General features: G+C 49.3%; 15 protein-coding genes. 11 read left to right on the top strand and 4 right to left on the bottom strand.

The genetic code is table 11. The annotated features are described in order from the left end of the window. Nucleotides 1-86: 86 nt before the first annotated feature. The 4 genes from G451_RS0117550 (at nucleotide 87) to G451_RS34220 (ending at nucleotide 3,530) form a co-directional block, all read left to right on the top strand. Nucleotides 87-692 carry a V-type ATP synthase subunit D gene (locus G451_RS0117550; RefSeq protein ID WP_027185285.1) on the top strand — a complete coding sequence of 202 codons (606 nt, stop codon included), beginning with the start codon at nucleotides 87-89 and terminating at the stop codon, nucleotides 690-692. After that, nucleotides 689-2,485, top strand: coding sequence for a V-type ATP synthase subunit I (locus tag G451_RS0117545; protein WP_027185284.1), 1,797 nt, complete (start codon nucleotides 689-691; stop codon nucleotides 2,483-2,485). Before G451_RS0117550 ends, G451_RS0117545 begins: the two co-directional genes overlap by 4 nt. Nucleotides 2,486-2,504: 19 nt before the next feature. Continuing rightward, nucleotides 2,505-2,981, top strand: coding sequence for an ATP synthase subunit K (locus tag G451_RS0117540; RefSeq protein WP_027185283.1), 477 nt, complete (start codon nucleotides 2,505-2,507; stop codon nucleotides 2,979-2,981). Between the two features lie 258 nt (nucleotides 2,982-3,239). Further along, the gene (locus tag G451_RS34220; RefSeq protein ID WP_156921697.1) at nucleotides 3,240-3,530 is read left to right on the top strand and encodes a hypothetical protein; all 291 of its coding nucleotides are present in this window, start codon (nucleotides 3,240-3,242) and stop codon (nucleotides 3,528-3,530) included. On the opposite strand, the gene G451_RS0117530 is transcribed toward G451_RS34220, so the two are convergent. From G451_RS0117530 to G451_RS33035, 4 genes are all read right to left on the bottom strand, one after another. Then, entirely contained in the window at nucleotides 3,502-4,536 is a 1,035-nt protein-coding gene (locus tag G451_RS0117530) for a phosphoribosyltransferase (protein WP_211236361.1), read from the bottom strand. The two genes, G451_RS34220 and G451_RS0117530, sit on opposite strands and share 29 nt — an antisense overlap. A 588-nt stretch (nucleotides 4,537-5,124) precedes the next feature. After that, nucleotides 5,125-6,084 (bottom strand): vitamin K epoxide reductase family protein, encoded by a 960-nt coding sequence (locus tag G451_RS30105; protein ID WP_051261629.1) that lies wholly within the window; start codon nucleotides 6,082-6,084, stop codon nucleotides 5,125-5,127. Between the two features lie 69 nt (nucleotides 6,085-6,153). Beyond that, complete coding sequence (locus tag G451_RS0117515; protein WP_027185280.1) at nucleotides 6,154-6,939, bottom strand: EcsC family protein; 786 nt, start codon at nucleotides 6,937-6,939, stop codon at nucleotides 6,154-6,156. Between the two features lie 237 nt (nucleotides 6,940-7,176). Next, nucleotides 7,177-8,091 carry a transposase gene (locus G451_RS33035; RefSeq protein WP_051261627.1) on the bottom strand — a complete coding sequence of 305 codons (915 nt, stop codon included), beginning with the start codon at nucleotides 8,089-8,091 and terminating at the stop codon, nucleotides 7,177-7,179. A gap of 158 nt (nucleotides 8,092-8,249) precedes the next feature. Here G451_RS33035 and thiM point away from each other — a divergent pair, with 158 nt between their 5' ends. The 7 genes from thiM (at nucleotide 8,250) to G451_RS0117475 (ending at nucleotide 16,287) form a co-directional block, all read left to right on the top strand. Continuing rightward, the gene (thiM, locus tag G451_RS0117505; RefSeq protein ID WP_027185279.1) at nucleotides 8,250-9,047 is read left to right on the top strand and encodes a hydroxyethylthiazole kinase; all 798 of its coding nucleotides are present in this window, start codon (nucleotides 8,250-8,252) and stop codon (nucleotides 9,045-9,047) included. Between the two features lie 42 nt (nucleotides 9,048-9,089). Beyond that, entirely contained in the window at nucleotides 9,090-9,731 is a 642-nt protein-coding gene (thiE, locus tag G451_RS0117500) for a thiamine phosphate synthase (protein ID WP_027185278.1), read from the top strand. A 271-nt stretch (nucleotides 9,732-10,002) separates the two neighbouring features. Further along, nucleotides 10,003-11,274: an aminotransferase class I/II-fold pyridoxal phosphate-dependent enzyme gene (locus G451_RS0117495; RefSeq protein ID WP_027185277.1), complete on the top strand. Its 1,272-nt coding sequence runs from the start codon at nucleotides 10,003-10,005 to the stop codon at nucleotides 11,272-11,274. A 316-nt stretch (nucleotides 11,275-11,590) separates the two neighbouring features. Continuing rightward, on the top strand, nucleotides 11,591-12,730 hold the full coding sequence (locus G451_RS0117490) for an ABC transporter permease (protein ID WP_245587836.1): 1,140 nt from the start codon (nucleotides 11,591-11,593) through the stop codon (nucleotides 12,728-12,730). Further along, nucleotides 12,723-13,472 carry an ABC transporter ATP-binding protein gene (locus G451_RS0117485; protein WP_245587835.1) on the top strand — a complete coding sequence of 250 codons (750 nt, stop codon included), beginning with the start codon at nucleotides 12,723-12,725 and terminating at the stop codon, nucleotides 13,470-13,472. Before G451_RS0117490 ends, G451_RS0117485 begins: the two co-directional genes overlap by 8 nt. 24 nt (nucleotides 13,473-13,496) lie before the next feature. Then, entirely contained in the window at nucleotides 13,497-15,314 is a 1,818-nt protein-coding gene (locus G451_RS30095) for a TolC family protein (RefSeq protein ID WP_051261626.1), read from the top strand. 1 nt (nucleotide 15,315) lies between these two features. Beyond that, nucleotides 15,316-16,287 carry an efflux RND transporter periplasmic adaptor subunit gene (locus G451_RS0117475; RefSeq protein ID WP_027185274.1) on the top strand — a complete coding sequence of 324 codons (972 nt, stop codon included), beginning with the start codon at nucleotides 15,316-15,318 and terminating at the stop codon, nucleotides 16,285-16,287. Nucleotides 16,288-16,290 lie beyond the last annotated feature (3 nt).

Genomic DNA, 16,290 nt, shown 5'->3' with positions numbered 1-16,290 from the left:
GTCTCGGTGAAGTGGGGAGGCAATGGAGAATGCTTTCGTTGCCGTCGGGACGCTCTATGATGATCTTTTCAAAGGATCCATGAGACATGGCAAAGATCAAACTCACGAAGAATGAGCTGAAGGTGCAGCGGGAAAATCTGATTCGGTATTCCCGTTATTTACCCACGCTAAAATTAAAAAAGCAGCAACTTCAGGCTGAAGTTCGAATTTTGAGTCAAAGCCTGATGGAGAAAGAAGAACAACTTGTTGCGTTAGAGAAAGAGATTGAACCATGGGTCGGGCTTTTTTCCGAGCCATTTGAGTTCGCTCCCTATATCGCAGTGAAGAATGTCCGCTTGTCCGAAGGCAACATTGTCGGGGTCGCAATCCCTGTCTTTGAGGAGCTTGAATTTGATGCTGTATACCCGGACTTGTTCACCTCGCCATACTGGGTGGATGAAGGAATCCGAGTATTGCGAGAACGCATACGCCTGAACATACAAATCAAGGTGTTGCGTATGGCGCAAGAGCGGATTCTGTCGGAACTGGAAACAACGACGCAACGTGTGAACCTGTTCGAGAAGGTGAAGATTCCAGAATCCAAGGAGCATATTCGGGTGATTCGAATCTTTCTTGGGGATCAACAAACCGCAGCCGTGGTTCGGGCAAAGATTGCCAAGTCGAAATTTTCTGAACAGGCGGGAGCAAAATGATCATTCACATGAAGAAGCTGACGCTACTTTGCCGCCGGGAAGATCGCGACGAAGCTGTCGATATTCTTGGCAGAATTGGAGTGGTTCATGTTGTTCCTGTGACTCCGGGACAGAGCGAGCGTGTTGAAGCGTTGACAGCTAAACTTGATCGCGCACGCCGGGCGCTCGAAGTCCTGCCTGAGGAAACTGAAGAAGTCGCGTCGAAGGAAAATGCAGAACATGTCATTGATGAAATTTGGGAATTGTTGCCGGAGCGTGAGCGACTCCAGGATCGGAAGTCGTATTTGGAGAGCGAATACCGACGGATGACGCCATATGGTGATTTTGACCCCGCTATCGTCCGACGACTGTGGGAAAAGGGGGTCTTCGTCAAATTGTACAAAGCCGGCCCTAAAGTGACCATTCGCGATCTCGACATTGCCGATGAAGCGTATGTCCATGTGATTTCCCGCGATAAGGAAAGCACGAGAATCGTAGTGGCACATACTGAGGATATACGTCTTGACCTCATTGAAGAAGTTCTCCCTGAAATGGGGCTGGATGAGCTGGGACGTGCTATCATCAAAGTCAAACAGCAGCTTGAAAGGAATCGATATAACCTTGATGAACACGCCGGAGATCGGGACAAAGTTGCGGAAGCTGTTCGTCAGTTTTCGGAAGAATTGACGTTTGTTTTAGCGAAAGACGGTATGGGAGAAGATGGTCCGGTGGCCTATTTGCAGGGATATTTTCCGGAACGCGACGAGAAACGAATAGAGCGGATATGCGCCGACCATGGATACGGATATATCGTAAGTGATCCCAATATGATGGTGGATGAACCTCCGACACTTATCGAAAATCCACCCTGGGTTCGTCCCATTCAAGCTGTACTTGATATGATCGGAGTGACGCCGAGTTATGATAGTCCTGATGTCAGCCCGGTGTTTTTGCTGTTTCTCACACTGTTTTTCGCCATGCTTGTTGGCGATGCGGGCTATGGGATTATTTTTCTCGCGTTGAGCGTCATTATGCGATTCATGAAAAAGCTGCCTGCACGCGTGACGAATCTTCTGACGGTGATGAGTCTGGCCACCATTGTGTGGGGTATCTTGACGGGAACATATTTCGGAATCGCTGAGATCCCCGGTCCTCTGGCAGAGTTACGTCTGGAATGGTTGACCAACGTTAAAGCCGACGAAAATTTGATGCAATTGTGTTTTCTTATCGGTGCTGTTCATCTCACGTTGGCGCATATCTGGAGGCTGGTGCGGCTCCTCCCGAGCCTTGAGGCGTTAGCTCAGGTCGGTTGGATCATGACAACATGGGTTATGTATTTTGCGGCAAAAAGTATGGTTTTGTTGCAGCCCTTTCCCAATGTCATGTTTACGATACTCGGGGTGGGAGCGGTTCTCATTATTGTCTTCATGACCCCGGTGCGCCGTTTGAAATCGCAATGGTTTGAACACGTGATGTTGCCCTTGAATCTTATCGGCAATTTTGTGGATGTGGTGTCATATGTCCGACTCTTTGCTGTGGGCGCGGCCACATTTGCCGTGGCATCGTCGTTTAATGCCATGGCTCTTGGAGAAGGTATGTCCGGTCCTCTTGCCGGGCTCTTGGCCGGATTAATCCTATTTTTGGGGCATGGCCTCAATATTTTATTGGCTTGCATGGGCGTTCTTGTTCACGGGGTGCGACTCAACACCCTGGAGTTCGCCAACCACATCGGGGTCAATTGGTCGGGGGTCAAATTCAATCCTCTCAAACGCCGGGGTGAACCTTCCCGGGGCATCGACGCAGAAAACGTATAAGCAAAAAAAGGAGAACCGTATGGATATTCATCTTATGGCGGCTTTGGGCAAGGCAGGAGCGGCGGCGGCCCTCGGATTGGCCGCCATTGGATCGTCGGTGGGTACGGGGGTGGCTGGTATGGCCGCTATAGGTGCATGGAAGAAGTGCTATATGCAAAGCAAAAGTGCACCGTTCATCCTGATTACCTTTATCGGTGCACCGCTGTCACAGACTATTTACGGTATGATCCTCATGAATGTCATTGTGGGCAAATGCAATGAAGCGCTGGCAGGAGGTGAGCATGCCTTCGTCAACTGGCCTGGAATGTTGGCGGCAGGTATTTTCGGAGGTATCGCCATGGCTGCCTCGGCGATTTATCAAGGGAAGGCCGGTGCAGCTGGCGCGGATTCCCTCGCTGAAACCGGTCAGGGCTTCGGGAACTACCTCATGACCATCGGCGTTGTTGAAACCGTGGCGCTCTTTGTCATGGTCTTTGTGCAAGCGACGTTAAGCTGAAGTCAGCTTTCCATAATTTCACAAAAAAGCGGGAGAAGGCAACGTCTCCCGCTTTTTTAGAGGGGAGAGGAAAAAAGAATGCCACGGGGAAAATGTCAACGCGCTAATCAAGAGGGGGGATCGAACTCGTCATGCACAGCGGCAAGAACTTCTTTTGGGGCTTATTCCAATTCTATTTCAGAAAAGCCCTTTTATATTTGATATGTACTGTCTTTGCCGTGTGTTATTGTGCGTGTATCAGGTTCGTACGATTAAGAAATGGAATTACGTCGTGTTGACGGAGATATTACGACGACCGGATTGGCGGGAAAAGGTGATGTCTCGACTGGGGAAGAACGAACCGACGAGTTGTTAGTGACGATCGTCGATAGCGGGGAAGTGAAGTGCTTACTGTTTGGTCTGGCGTTGCAGGAGATCAATGTCACCGAGATTCACTTGATAAACTGGAGCCAGCTTGTATTCCCTAAGGAAATCATCCATCGCGTCGATTTTTTCTATTGGAGCATCCATTTCCTTGCCTTCACAATATCGGCCCCAGAATGCCAGTAGTTCTTTCGTTGAATACCCTTTGTATGTCTCGGGCAATGGCTTGTCTGTCATCCTTGTTGCTCTCCGCTTTATTGAGTTGATTCAAGATAACATTGACTTCTCCGCGAGACAAGACGGACGCGGTTTCTTTCGCGTTGAGGTTGATATCGTTTCGCGTGAACGCTTTTCTGAGTTTGCTGACAAGTTGCGGTTCTGCATTTAGGCGGGGATCGCCCATCAATCCGGCCACTGTATCAACCTGAATACCTGATCTGCCAAGAGCGCGGACGAATAATTTCGCGGACGCTCCTGTTGTTAAAACGTCTTCAACAACGGCAACGTTCTTTCCGTCCAAGACAGATGATATGTTTGCTCCGTCCATCATAATGTAATCCCTTACCTTAAAAGGACGTTCTTCAGGGGCGATATTCTTAACAGGAGCGGGGTGGCGTGATTTATAGAATTTTCCCCCATCTATAAATAATCCTCCTGTTCGTTGCGCCAACATCTCCCCAAGGGCGACAGGGAGTGTGTTTGCTCTTGTCGTGCTCGGAACGGATATAAATACTGTTACTTTTTTGGGATTGAGCTTGGCTTTGATTACTTCGGTATGGACTGATTTCCATGCAGAAGAGACAATACGTCGGGCTGCGTCGAGATCACCTGTTTTGGCGGCTTTCCAATCCGTCGACCGCTGTAATCTTCTGTCAGCACGAGGGGTGACCGTAATCCCTTTTTCATGCGCTGTACTTGTGGCTTCATAGCCGACAAGTGCAGCGCTTTGCATCTGCGCGATATTACCTTGAGCGGCGCCGTTTTGTGACAGACCGTACTTCTCCTTTACCTTGGCAAGCGCCGGTTCGATCAATTCAGATTTTTTGACAACGCGCTTTACCCCGCACAGGTTCTTCAGAGCTGAGGGCGTCAGCTCTCGTAGCGCTTTACGAATGGCCACGTCGTCAGCGCTGTTTTCGACAAGTTGAACGACCTTGCCCATGGCTGGACTATGCTCAGGCGCAGGGGGCATCACCACACAACCTTTGAGATTCAGCATTTCCAACAGTCAGGAATATACTGTATTTTATTTTTTTGACAGCCAACTGCCCTGAGACCAGACTATTTTCCATAGAGCAGGCATTAAGCATATGCAGAGGGGGTTGGCTTTCATCCCCGCTGTCCCTGCGTTGGACATCAATGGCGATCAACCCCCGATATCTTTTCCCTCAGACGCTCAGACAGTTCTGTGAGGCATTTTGTAAAACAGATCAGAGAGATCGCCTGAAAATTTCTGTTAAATGTGTCAGGGCTGGGAATGCTTATCATGCCAATAATCTCATGTAACTCCGGTTCGAGAGCTTGCGCATACTCCTCATGCCAGCATCCCCTCTTCTCCTGACATCCAGCATCAAACTGGCCAACAGGATCAAGCTTCCCCGCCCGTTTTGTGATAACCGGCATGCTTTACAAAATTATTTTCCTCAATTCAGAAAAATTGTTTATGGGCTCCTCTCAAATGGCTGTGAGTCCTTAGAATTTCATAGACTTCTAATTTAGCAAAAAAGACGGGTAGCAAACGTTTGAGTAAAGTCCCTTGTTCCCTGTCCAGCATTGTGTCTTACGGTGTCACACTTTCACAATCCTCTCCACCAAAGAAGCCACATGTGGTGGAGGGCTTTGAGAACAGGGGGTCCAATGGAGACGATGAGGTTGAAGAGTGCGGTGCTGTTGGCGCGTATTGTGTTGGACAATCAATAATTTTTTGACTGTTGGTGATAACGAGCGGCACGGAATGATATCCCGCATGGAGGAGAGCGAGTTTATTGCGCATGGAGATGGTATGTAGTTGTAAACGATCGGTGAAGCCGAGATGTTCGAGTTTTGAGGAGTCGGTGGTCCAGGCGAGGGCAAGCGCTTCTGAAAGGGATTTCCCTTGGATTAAACTTTGACGAAAAAGTGCAATTCCAATGAGATCTTTGTTATTTTTGGCGACAGGATAGAACGCGACGTCTGGATTGAGGTCGTCACGGGTAAGGAATTTTTCCACGAGAGCTTTGCAACTTGGACATGTCGGCGAGAAGAAAATTTTGATGTTGGCTTCTTCTGGGCCATAAAGCGCCTGCGGAGTTATGGATTCCCGTGCAGCGCCAGCCAATGCGGCGGTAAAGCAGAACGTCCACAACGCAAGAAGAAGTCCTCGTCGTGAATGAAGGGGAAAAGTGCACAGTGCGGTCAATCCGAGGAAAAAGGCAACAATCAAGCAATTGACACAGGATGCGGTGCCTGCCTGGATGAGCAATAAAACGGCATCGAAAACCAGGGCTCCAACGAGCAACGTCGTCAGGAAAGGGCGTGCTTTGGAAGAACGGACTGCAGCGAGGCTACTTAATGCGATGAAGCCGAAGCCAACTGCACCGAGATGGTAGAGGTCGATGCCAAAAAGAGTCGTTCCTTTATAAAATGCGCAGCCTTGCGTCACACACAGTGCCTCCGTCGCGCCCATGGCCGCGAGAAGACAAAACATAGCCCCGAAGAGTGCGCAAAGTGCAGCAATGCGATAGCGAAGAGATTCGTTCATGGTTTTGGTGTGTAAAGCTGGTCGCGCATTTTGTAAACAGGGGTCGGAGGCAAGACGTCCTTGTCGATGTTAGGCAGTTGGGTTTTGTGCCGTGTATGCCGTCTTGACGACTTCGGTTCCATAGATACGTTCGAGGCGACGGATCGTAAAATGGGCACGTGCCAAGTTCTGAAAGTGATCCATAAACAGGGTATTTACGGTAGCGCCGCCTATTGCTCCAAGTATGGGGACCATTTGTGCCGCAGCTTTCTCACCGACAACTATGCCGAATCGGGCCGCAATTTTGGAGATGAAGGCGAGAACGGCCGGTGCTGTTTGGTCAATGACACTCGAATTGGCCATAATACCAAGAGCGTTCTGCATGCTTTTGGCAAGCGATGCACGAACAGCCCAATAACTGAGATCGCGGGTCGGATCATCAGTATTCCCGCTACCGAGGGCAAACACTTCAAGACAGGCGAGTCGGGTTTCGGCTTGCGATAAATCTTCGCCCTGACTCCGCGCAATATCAGCAATAGAACGAAGAATGACGCCAGTGGTGAACGGAAGTTCTGCAGCCAATGCGGAGAACCCTGCAAATCCGGCAACAGCACCAGAGGCAGCTGCAGCAAATTTGTGCGTAAAATTACTCGTTTTTGTCGTAGCCTTCCCTGACATCGTGGAAACAGCGACATTAACGGCTTTAATTAACGACGTTTTGGCTAATGCCATTGCCTGAGTTTTGATTTTGTCGGGGACAAAACCGGAACCAAACGCGACCGGTGTTCCGGCATACTCAATCAGCTTAGCGGCAAAGCCCGGCTGTTCAAGGGTGGCGCGAGCCTGGGCAAGAGCGCGCATATCGGTATCGTTCATGCCCGCAATATAAGTCGTGGCAACAGAATGGCAAATAGAAATAAGGGACAGGCAAATTATGTAAAAACAGAACAGACAAGACTGGTACGGTCAACAACAGGGGGACAAAAGTGGTCGCAGTATGTGGGCGTGCTAATATTGAAACAGAGAGAAACGACTGAATGACGTTCGAATATTCTTGTGCGTGGGCACCGTGAGGAAAGGGGAATATCTTATTAAAAATAATACTGTGTGTGATTACAACTCTTCAGCGAGTTGCTTCATGGAGTAGAAATCAAGTTCGGCAATATGTCGTGGAGAACGTTTGGCCTCCCTTGGAGAAGGGTGTTTGGCTATGAGGGCAAGGATGAATTCCTTGCTTCCGATGATGCCACTGTCGGTGAACCATCGGGTGCGATAAAGGAATCTATCGGTTCGAGTGTATTCGTACCCATCACGTTTTGCTTGTTGATGGATGCTTTCGGGGATGGAAGCCCCTTTGATCGATCCCATTGCTCCTGTTTCATAGAGGAAGCGACGATACTGGTGGAGGCGTTCATTAACGGAGTCGATATCCCAGTCGTCCATGCCGAAGTTGAGACTGAGAAACTTTTCGGCACGGTGAGTTTGAAGGTGATATCCGATGGAACTCCATCGATAATCCTCTGGTCTTTTGACGATTCCGGCTCGTATGGGGTTGAGATCAATGTAGGCGAGACAATGCACTAAGGCTGCGCCGTTTTGAACGATAACGCTTTTGAAGCGATCTCCCCAAAAATAACCCCGTCGTTTGTGGCGAGCGTTGTACCAACGGGAAAAGGATTGTTTTACCTCGCGCATCAATTCCGAGAGGCTTCCCCACTTGTGTCGACAACGCTCAATGGTGGCTGGAGAAATAACGGCATCTTGACCATAGAGAGACATGTAGCGACGACAAATTTCTGTATCACTGATGGTGCTGCCAGGATGAACGCGTGTGAGGAGATGAAAATGATTTCCCATGATGCAAAAACCAAGGATTTCGACAAAATAAAGCTGAGAGAAGTGCTGAAGAATGTGGAGGAGATGGTCTTTTTCTGCAGCCTTTAAAGGAAAGCCATCAAGAGCCGTGCGAGACATGACATGATAAACGCACGGTTCATTATCGACAAGAAGACGAGCAATTCTAGGCATGTGAATTCTCTTCGCAAAAGTGAGCGGGGCAACAAGCGGAGTGTGCACCACATTGGCATGTGCGTCAAGAAAAGTTGCCTGTCCCTTTTTACTTTACCCGAATGACGCTTGGCAGTATGTTCTTTTTTTCTTTCCACTTGAGAACAAGCGAGTCCCTCATGAGCCATTATGAATTGATTTGGAAGGATGTGGTCAGCATCCGTGAGCGGTGCCCCCTCGTTTTGAGTGTCACCAACAACGTTGTGACGAATTTAACGGCCAATGCCCTGTTGGCTATCGGGGCGTCCCCTGCCATGAGTCATGCTGCTGAAGATGCCGCCGAGTTGGCCGGTTTGGCACAAGCCGTGGTGCTCAATATGGGAACGCCTGAATCATCATATGTCGAAAGCATGAACGCCGCGGGGATGGCCGCCAATACCGCTCATGTTCCCATCGTTTTTGATCCTGTTGCTGTTGGAGCGACGAATTATCGTTCTGCAACAGCTCGTCACCTCATGGAGAAGGTGACGATGACGGTTATTCGTGGGAATGCATCGGAAATTATGAGTCTGGCCGGACAAACGGCAGCCTCACGCGGAGTGGATAGTCTCTATGATGGAGGTGAGGCTGCAGAAGCGGGACGGAGTTTATCCAGCGTGTTGGATTGTGTGGTTTGCGTGAGTGGTGCCGAAGATATCGTTGTTGGCAAGAATGTTCTGCGCCGCATTTTCGGGGGGCATGAGCTTATGCCGCGGGTGACAGGCATGGGGTGCACGGCTACTGCCATTGTGGGAGCATTTTTGGCTGTCAATCCTGATCCCTTTGCAGCAACATTTCATGCCATGGCTGTGATGAGTGTGGCAGGCATGATGGCAGGACAGAATGTCGCCGGCCCGGCTTCGTTTCAGGTGCGGTTCTTGGATAGCCTGTATGTATTAACAAAAAAGGATATTGAAACATATCTGCATATTGCCTAAAGCGATGTTGTATAGTGTTTTTATATCGTAAAGAGAACGACGATGAAGCCGACGCCCGATTATAGTGTATATCTTGTCACGGATCGACCGTGTTGTTTGGGACGAGATGTTTTGGATGTTGTGCGACAAGCTGTTGCTGGCGGAGCTGGTGTCGTTCAATTGCGGGAGAAGTCCTGCGACACTCGCACGTTTGTCGAGCTGGCCCGAGCAATCAAAAGTGTCTGTAGCAAAGCCGGTGCACTTTTTGTCATCAACGATCGTCTTGATGTGGCCTTGGCCGTCGATGCCGACGGTGTTCATGTCGGCCAAGATGATATGCCTGTCTCTGTTGTGCGTGAATGGATCGGGCCCTCAAAAATTGTCGGGTTGTCCGTGAACACCATTGAACAGGCAATAGAAGCTACTGGTTTAGGAGTGGACTACCTTGGAGTAGGACCTGTGTTCCCCACCGTGACCAAAGCCGATGCGAAAACACCGCTTGGCCCCGAAGGGCTCGCTGACATGCGTACACGTGTCGATCTCCCGTTGGTCGGCATTGGAGGCATAACGGTCGCGAATGCTGCGGAAGTTATTCGGGCCGGAGCGGTAGGCGTTGCTGTTGTATCGGCGATATGTTCGGCAAGCTCTCCAGCTCAAGCGTCCGCTCAGTTGCGAGACGCTGTCGATTTGGGCCCCCCCAACTGATACGTGGGACGAACAACGAGAACGACATGTATTGGTGATAACAGAGAACAATGATCACGTTGTGCGGTACGACTCCTGGTTGCCAGAGGGGGTATGTTCTGCTGTTGCATTGCCGGGGAAAGTGGGGTAGTGGGATCAATTCCTTTTTGCTTTCCCTCCAGACACATTCAGTCTGGTTTGATTGAAAGTGAGGAGATACCGTCTACGCTGGGGCTACTTAGCGAGTGTGCTCCGCGTTGATTCACACGAGAGATAAGGAATAGCATCGAACATGAAGCTTAGGGATCGTTGTCGCGCAATCGCCACCATTGCTGATGGAATTAAGGCGCAAGGAATGTTTCCGTATTTCCGGCCTGTTGGAAAGTCTTGGGGAACGGAAGTGGAAGTGGCCGGAAAACGTTTGGTCATGATTGGTTCCAATGATTATCTTGGACTCTCTCACGACCCTCGCGTCAAGGATGCTTCCGCCCAGGCTGTATACCGATGGGGAACAGGACCGGGCGGATCACGTTTTCTGAGCGGAAATATGGAATTGCACCAAGCGCTTGAAGAACGTTTGGCAGCATTCGTCGGCAAGAAAAAAGCCGTGGTCCATGTGACCGGTTTCAGTGCCAATCTTGGCGCGCTCAAATGCCTTATCGGTGGTGATGATCTCGTTGTCTACGACAAAGAGTCTCACGCCAGCATTATCGAAGGCGTTCTTGCCTCCAAAGCCAAAATGGTGTCGTTCTCGCATAATGATGCGACACATGCGTCGAAGCGCGTAGAGAATCACGGCAAAAAGACCGATGGCGATATTTTTCTCATCACCGAAGGCGTGTTCAGCATGTCCGGTGACATTTGCAATCTCGCGGAACTCGTCAAGATCAAAGAACAACAACCTGATCTTATTTTTTATCTTGATGATGCTCATGGTTTAGGAGTGCTTGGCGACCGCGGCCAAGGGACGGCTGTCCACTTTGGCGTCGTCGACAAAGTGGACTTTATCATGGGAACCTTCAGTAAAGCGATGGCATCCATTGGAGGTTTTATTGCCTCGGATGATATAGAAGTTCTTGAATATATTCGACATCAATCCAGGACGCAGATTTTTTCGGCAGCACTGCCCGCGGGCAATACAGCGGCTGTGTTGGCGTGTCTTGACGTTCTCGAAGTTGAGCCTGATCGAGTTGCTCGTCTTCACGCTGTTACGGACAAAATGCGTCGTGGATATAAAGATATTGGGTTGCGGATTACGGAATCCAATTCTCCCATTATTCCCATTACCATCGGACCTGACGATGTGGCTTTTGCTTTCTCACAGGCACTTTTTGATGAAGGAATTTTCGCCTTGCCAGCCATCTATCCAGCTGTTCCCCGTGGTGAGGCACTCATTCGTACAGCGTACATGAGTACGCATACTGATCGTCAGCTTGACTATGTCCTGGATGTTCTTGATAAATTATCACGCAAATTCCGTGTACGCATCGGTGATGGAGTCTATGAAGCCGAGGCCGCCAAGTCGGATTCCGAGAATGGAAAAGGACGTCAATCCTACCTGTGACGTTTCCGTTTTGCGCTTTGGAGCCGTTGTGTAACCAGAATGCGCTGGTTGACGACTCATGAAACCAGGTGCCTTCGGGCACCGTGGTGTTTGTGACAGCCTGGTGCTCTCCAGGCTTGTCATTGACTCGTCAATTTACTATCACAACATCCGACTGCGTCCCGCCGGTGCTTTTTTCGGCAACATGTAAAACAAGACGGATTCCATGTCTCGAAATCAGCGGCGCCCGAGCGGCGCTTCGTATCGCTCCCGATATAGCGACGGATCAAAGTTGTTGCGGCTAACTGACCTCCTTCTGGTCAGTTTTAGAGCCGTTATGCGAAAAAGACGCCGTTATGTCGGTGTTATGGCGGCCATTGCCCTTGGTACCGCCGGTATGATCATCATTATCACCATGGGGCGCGACCTCAAATCGAATTTTAACAACGATCTCGATTTGCTCGGTGGCGCAACCATCATGAACGCCCGTTTTGAACGAATTAACCACCAACCACAGGAATGGTTCCAGCAATATACGATGGAGGCCATTTCTCGTATCCCTGGGGTTATGGATACCACTCGGGTCGTCTTTAAGCCTCAAGCGGTGACAACGTGGCATGACCAGGTTTTTGGCTTCAATATTCTTGGTGTTGAAGCCGATTATTGGCATGTCTTTAGTTTTACGGCAGAAGTGGGACGGTTGTTCACGGCCGAAGAAGTTCGCGAGGGGCGTCGCGTTGTCGTTCTCGGGCAGGATATTGCTCGGCGAATATTTGGTGGAAATGAGCAAGCCATAGGGCAACTGATTAATATTGATAATAATTTGTATGAAGTTATTGGTGTGTTAGGTGGGGTTCGCGCTCTGGATAAGAGTCTCTTTGCATTTTTGCCACTTCCAACGGCACAGGCTCGTATCCAGCAAATATCCACCCCGTATAGTGCGTATATTCGGTGTGAAACGTGGGATGATGTCGAGCCCATTGCCAAAGCTCTTCCCAATGTCATTAAAACTTACCAAGCCGATCGAGGATTGCAGGTTATCGTTGCCTGGGAGCCTTTGAAACAGGTTCAGCGTGTTTTTTGGTGGGTGTCGTTGTTTATTTACGCATCCATTGGGGCAACGCTGGTTCTGTCTGGTTTTGGTATTTGGAACATTATGATGGCTGCGGTCACAAGCCGGACGCGCGAGATCGGCTTGAAAAAAGCCATGGGTGCAGAAGATAACGATATCTTGCTTCAATTTTTATTTGAAGCTCTCTTTGTGACTGTCGGTGCTTCCGTTTTTGGTATTATTCTGGGACGGGCCGGTGTGGAATATATGAGTCGACTCTTGGGGGCTCATCCTCCAGAGGGTTTGTTCTGGCTGTGTCTTGCCTTCGGGCTCGGATTTGCCGCTTTGCTCGGCATCGGTTCAGGACTGTATCCGTCCATCCGCGCCAGCCGTATGCAGGTCGTGGAGGCTATGCGTTATGAGTAGTGAGTTTCATCCGTATAATGCCAATATGGTCCTTGGTTCGACTGCGGCGACACAAGGAGCACCTGTTATTCAGGTCAGCCATGTCACCAAAGAATATCAAACTGGTGATGATCGCATCAGCGTGCTTCGTGATATCAACCTCGATGTCTGTGCCGGTGAGATTGTCGCAATCATGGGGCCATCAGGTTCGGGAAAATCGACCTTGTTGTTTATTCTTGGCATTTTTCAAGAGCCGACGAGTGGAGGCTACACGGTTGCCGGACACGATGTTTTATCCTTGACTCGATCCGAACAGGCTATCTTTCGCCGTGAAACTATTGGATATGTTTTTCAAAGCTGTGACTTGCTCGACAATTCGACGGTGTATGAAAATTTGGAGTTGCCGTTGATATATGCTGGAGTTCGTCGGCGTGAGCGTTCTTCACGGATTAAAGAAGCGCTGCATATGGTCAATCTCGAACACCGCATTCGGCAGCCTTCCAACCGTCTGTCCGGTGGGGAGAAGCAACGCGTGGCCATTGCCCGAGCGCTGGTCAATCGTCCTGCTTTTATTTTGGCGGACGAACCGACTGGGCAGCTTGACCGGGAAAATAGCAAACGGATAATGGACTTTTTCAACAAAATCACAGAGGATTCCCAAACCGCAATGATTGTGGTGACCCACGATGCTACTACTGCCGAACGTTGTACTCGGCAGTGTGTTCTTGCGGACGGGGTTCTTAATGAATACAGGCATGCCTAACGCCAACGACGCGGAGACATCTGCATGAAGAAACATGGTCAGCAGCCTTCTGTTTTCCCGAATGGAGCACGAAGAGTCGAAAAACGACACGGTCGTTTTGCGCTTTCGATATGGTGCATAATGGCCGCTCTTATCACTGTCGGCGCGGTGTGTATGCTGTCTCCGGCAGTCGCGTCTGATCTTTCCGTGGATCCGGCCAATCGCTATTCTGCCAAAAATATTTTGAAGCACTTGGGAGATATCGACCCGAACTCTCCTCAAGCTGCATCTCGTGTCGATCCCTCGACCATGAATGAATCCGATACTTCGAAGAGTGAGCCCGAAACACCGAAGCAACTTGCCGATGACGTATTGGACTCGGATGCCGAAGTCCTGGCTGATGCCAAGGCCGATATGGAAGCTGAGGTCAAGGCCGATATGGAAAAGCAGAGCAAAGTGAAATCGACCTCCTCGTCGGAAAAGAAAAAAAATCGATTCATGGCAAATAAGTCCGATCCGGATGAGGAAACAAGTAAAGTAGAACTCGTCACTGACGGGAAAATTCGTGATAGAGATCCCGAGGCAGATAAAACCGTACGGTATTCCACTATCAAGCAACCGGCGGACTTTAATGAGTGTGTCCGTGTCGCCCTGACACAGTCACCACTTCTCGTCAAAAGTGCTTTGGAAATTGAAACGAAACGTCTCGACGAACAGGATGCTTTTTTTCAGTTTATTCCGACGTTTCAAGTTGTCACCACCTACTACTTCTCTCAGCCGGCGCTCGTTGACAAAAACGAGGAGGAAAATCGAAAGCCGTATAGCCTGACGTTTTCCACGCTTTCGTACAATCCGATACTGAATTACTTTGAGGTTGAGACCCGTCGAGCCTATACCAAGCTTGCCATGGTCGAACACATGAAAGTTATTGAAGAAGCCTTGAAGGCGCTTGGAAATGACTTTCTTCAATTGGCCATGCTTAAAGAGCAGCTTGATCTGACAAAAGCAAAGCAGAACGATGCGTTGCGCAACCTCGAATATTACAAAACTCGGCAGGGCCTCGGCCATGTGAGTCAGCTTGATGTACAAATCGCCGAAACCAAGCTCGATTTGGCGCGAAACGAAGAACAAAAGCTGAAGACAGCAAATCGAGTTATCCTTGATCATTTGAAATATATCATCGGCGTTCCCTTTGTTCAGAAACTGAAACTCAATCTCGACAACGCCGCGGATCAAGTCCTCGAAAACTTTGATCCCCTTGAAGTCACCGATGAATTGATCATGCGCAATTCCTACGATTTGCGTGAAGTCAAAGTGAAGCGCGATTTACAAGAAAAGAATATCGCTTTGTCGTATGTGAAGTTCGTTCCTACTTTTGACTTCGGGATTCGGTCACTCGATACGCTCTCTGATAGTAGCGCGTACGAGGATGGAGCCGAAAACCAAGTGTATCCTTTTGTGACGTTTACGCTCCCTATGGATTGGCTGACCAAAGGACGCGACGTTGCTAGGCAATACAAGAAACTGGAACAACTCGATGCTTCGGCCAAATCAACGGAGTATGAGTTGATTAGCACGTTGCAGAATTCTTTTACGCAACTTGGTACGGCGAATTCCAATTTGGGATACTATGAAACGCAACTTAAACTGGCCCAGCTGAACTTGGAACGATCCAGGTATATGTATGACGCTGGGGAATACAGTTTCGATCAAGTATACGGTCAGCAAGACGCGCTGAATGGTGCGAAAGCGAATCTCTTGAGCGCAAAGCTCGAGCGGGAGAAAGCCTTGCTGAATTTGCGTTTCCTCTCGGGAGAACTGCGAACCCGTTATGTCAACGAGTCCATCAGGGAGAAACTCTAAAATGAAAACGCTTAAAATTCTCGTTTTCGTCAGCTTATGCCTTGCCGCTACCGCCCGTGCTGGTTACGGCCAAGACGCTCCTGCAGCACAAGCGCCTGCTGCACAAGCTCCTGTAGCGCAAGCAGTGCCCGAAACTGCCCGGCCTCGTGAAATTATTTTTTCAGGTAAGCTGTATAGCCCCCATAAACAAACGGTAAATCTCAATTACACCGCATATGTGAAAAGCATAAAGGGAAACATCGGAACCAAAGTGAAGAAGGACGACACCCTTGTCACGTTTGAAATTCCGCTTGATACCCGCATGGCTGAATTGCAAAATGTTTCTTTGGTCAATACCAAGAATCTTGAATATCAGATTGAAGAAGCGGAAAATCAAATTGAGAATTACCTTATCAAACAGCGTGAACTTGAAGTGCTGTTGAGAAAACAGCTCACCTCACCGCAGAGCCTTGAACAGAATAAGCGAGTGATTGATTCTCTTCGCAAAAAAATAGCCATGTTGAAAGAATCCTATGCGCTTGAACGAAGCTTGTCCAAAGACAGACTCGAAATTGCGCAGGGAAAATACGGCAGCAACGTTTCTCACACGCACGTACCTGAGAATGGATTCGTCAAGTCTCCTATGGATGGCTACATCTTATGGATGAACGCAGACCTCAAAGACGACATGGTTTTGGCGAGTGGGACCAAGCTCTATGAAATCGGTGCGATGGACCCACTTGTTCTGCGTGCAGAAGTTCATGAAATCGAAGCACAGAAATTGACAGTCGGGGATAAAGCTACCGTGACGTTTGATTCTGTTCCCGGCAGAACGTTTGGTGCTACGGTTACCACGATCCCATGGGCGCCGTTGCCGTCGGCTTTGCAACAACCGTCATATTATCAGATTGAACTCACCTTGCCCAATACGGACCTCCGTTTGAAAGAAGGCCTTAAAGGACAAGTGACCATCATCCCAGGACAACAAGGATAAGAG

Source organism: Desulfovibrio inopinatus DSM 10711 (assembly GCF_000429305.1).
In the GTDB taxonomy this organism is placed as follows: domain Bacteria; phylum Desulfobacterota; class Desulfovibrionia; order Desulfovibrionales; family Desulfovibrionaceae; genus Alteridesulfovibrio; species Alteridesulfovibrio inopinatus.
The sequence above is the reverse complement of the archived record's forward strand: the minus strand, read 5'-3'. Positions and strand labels throughout refer to the sequence as shown.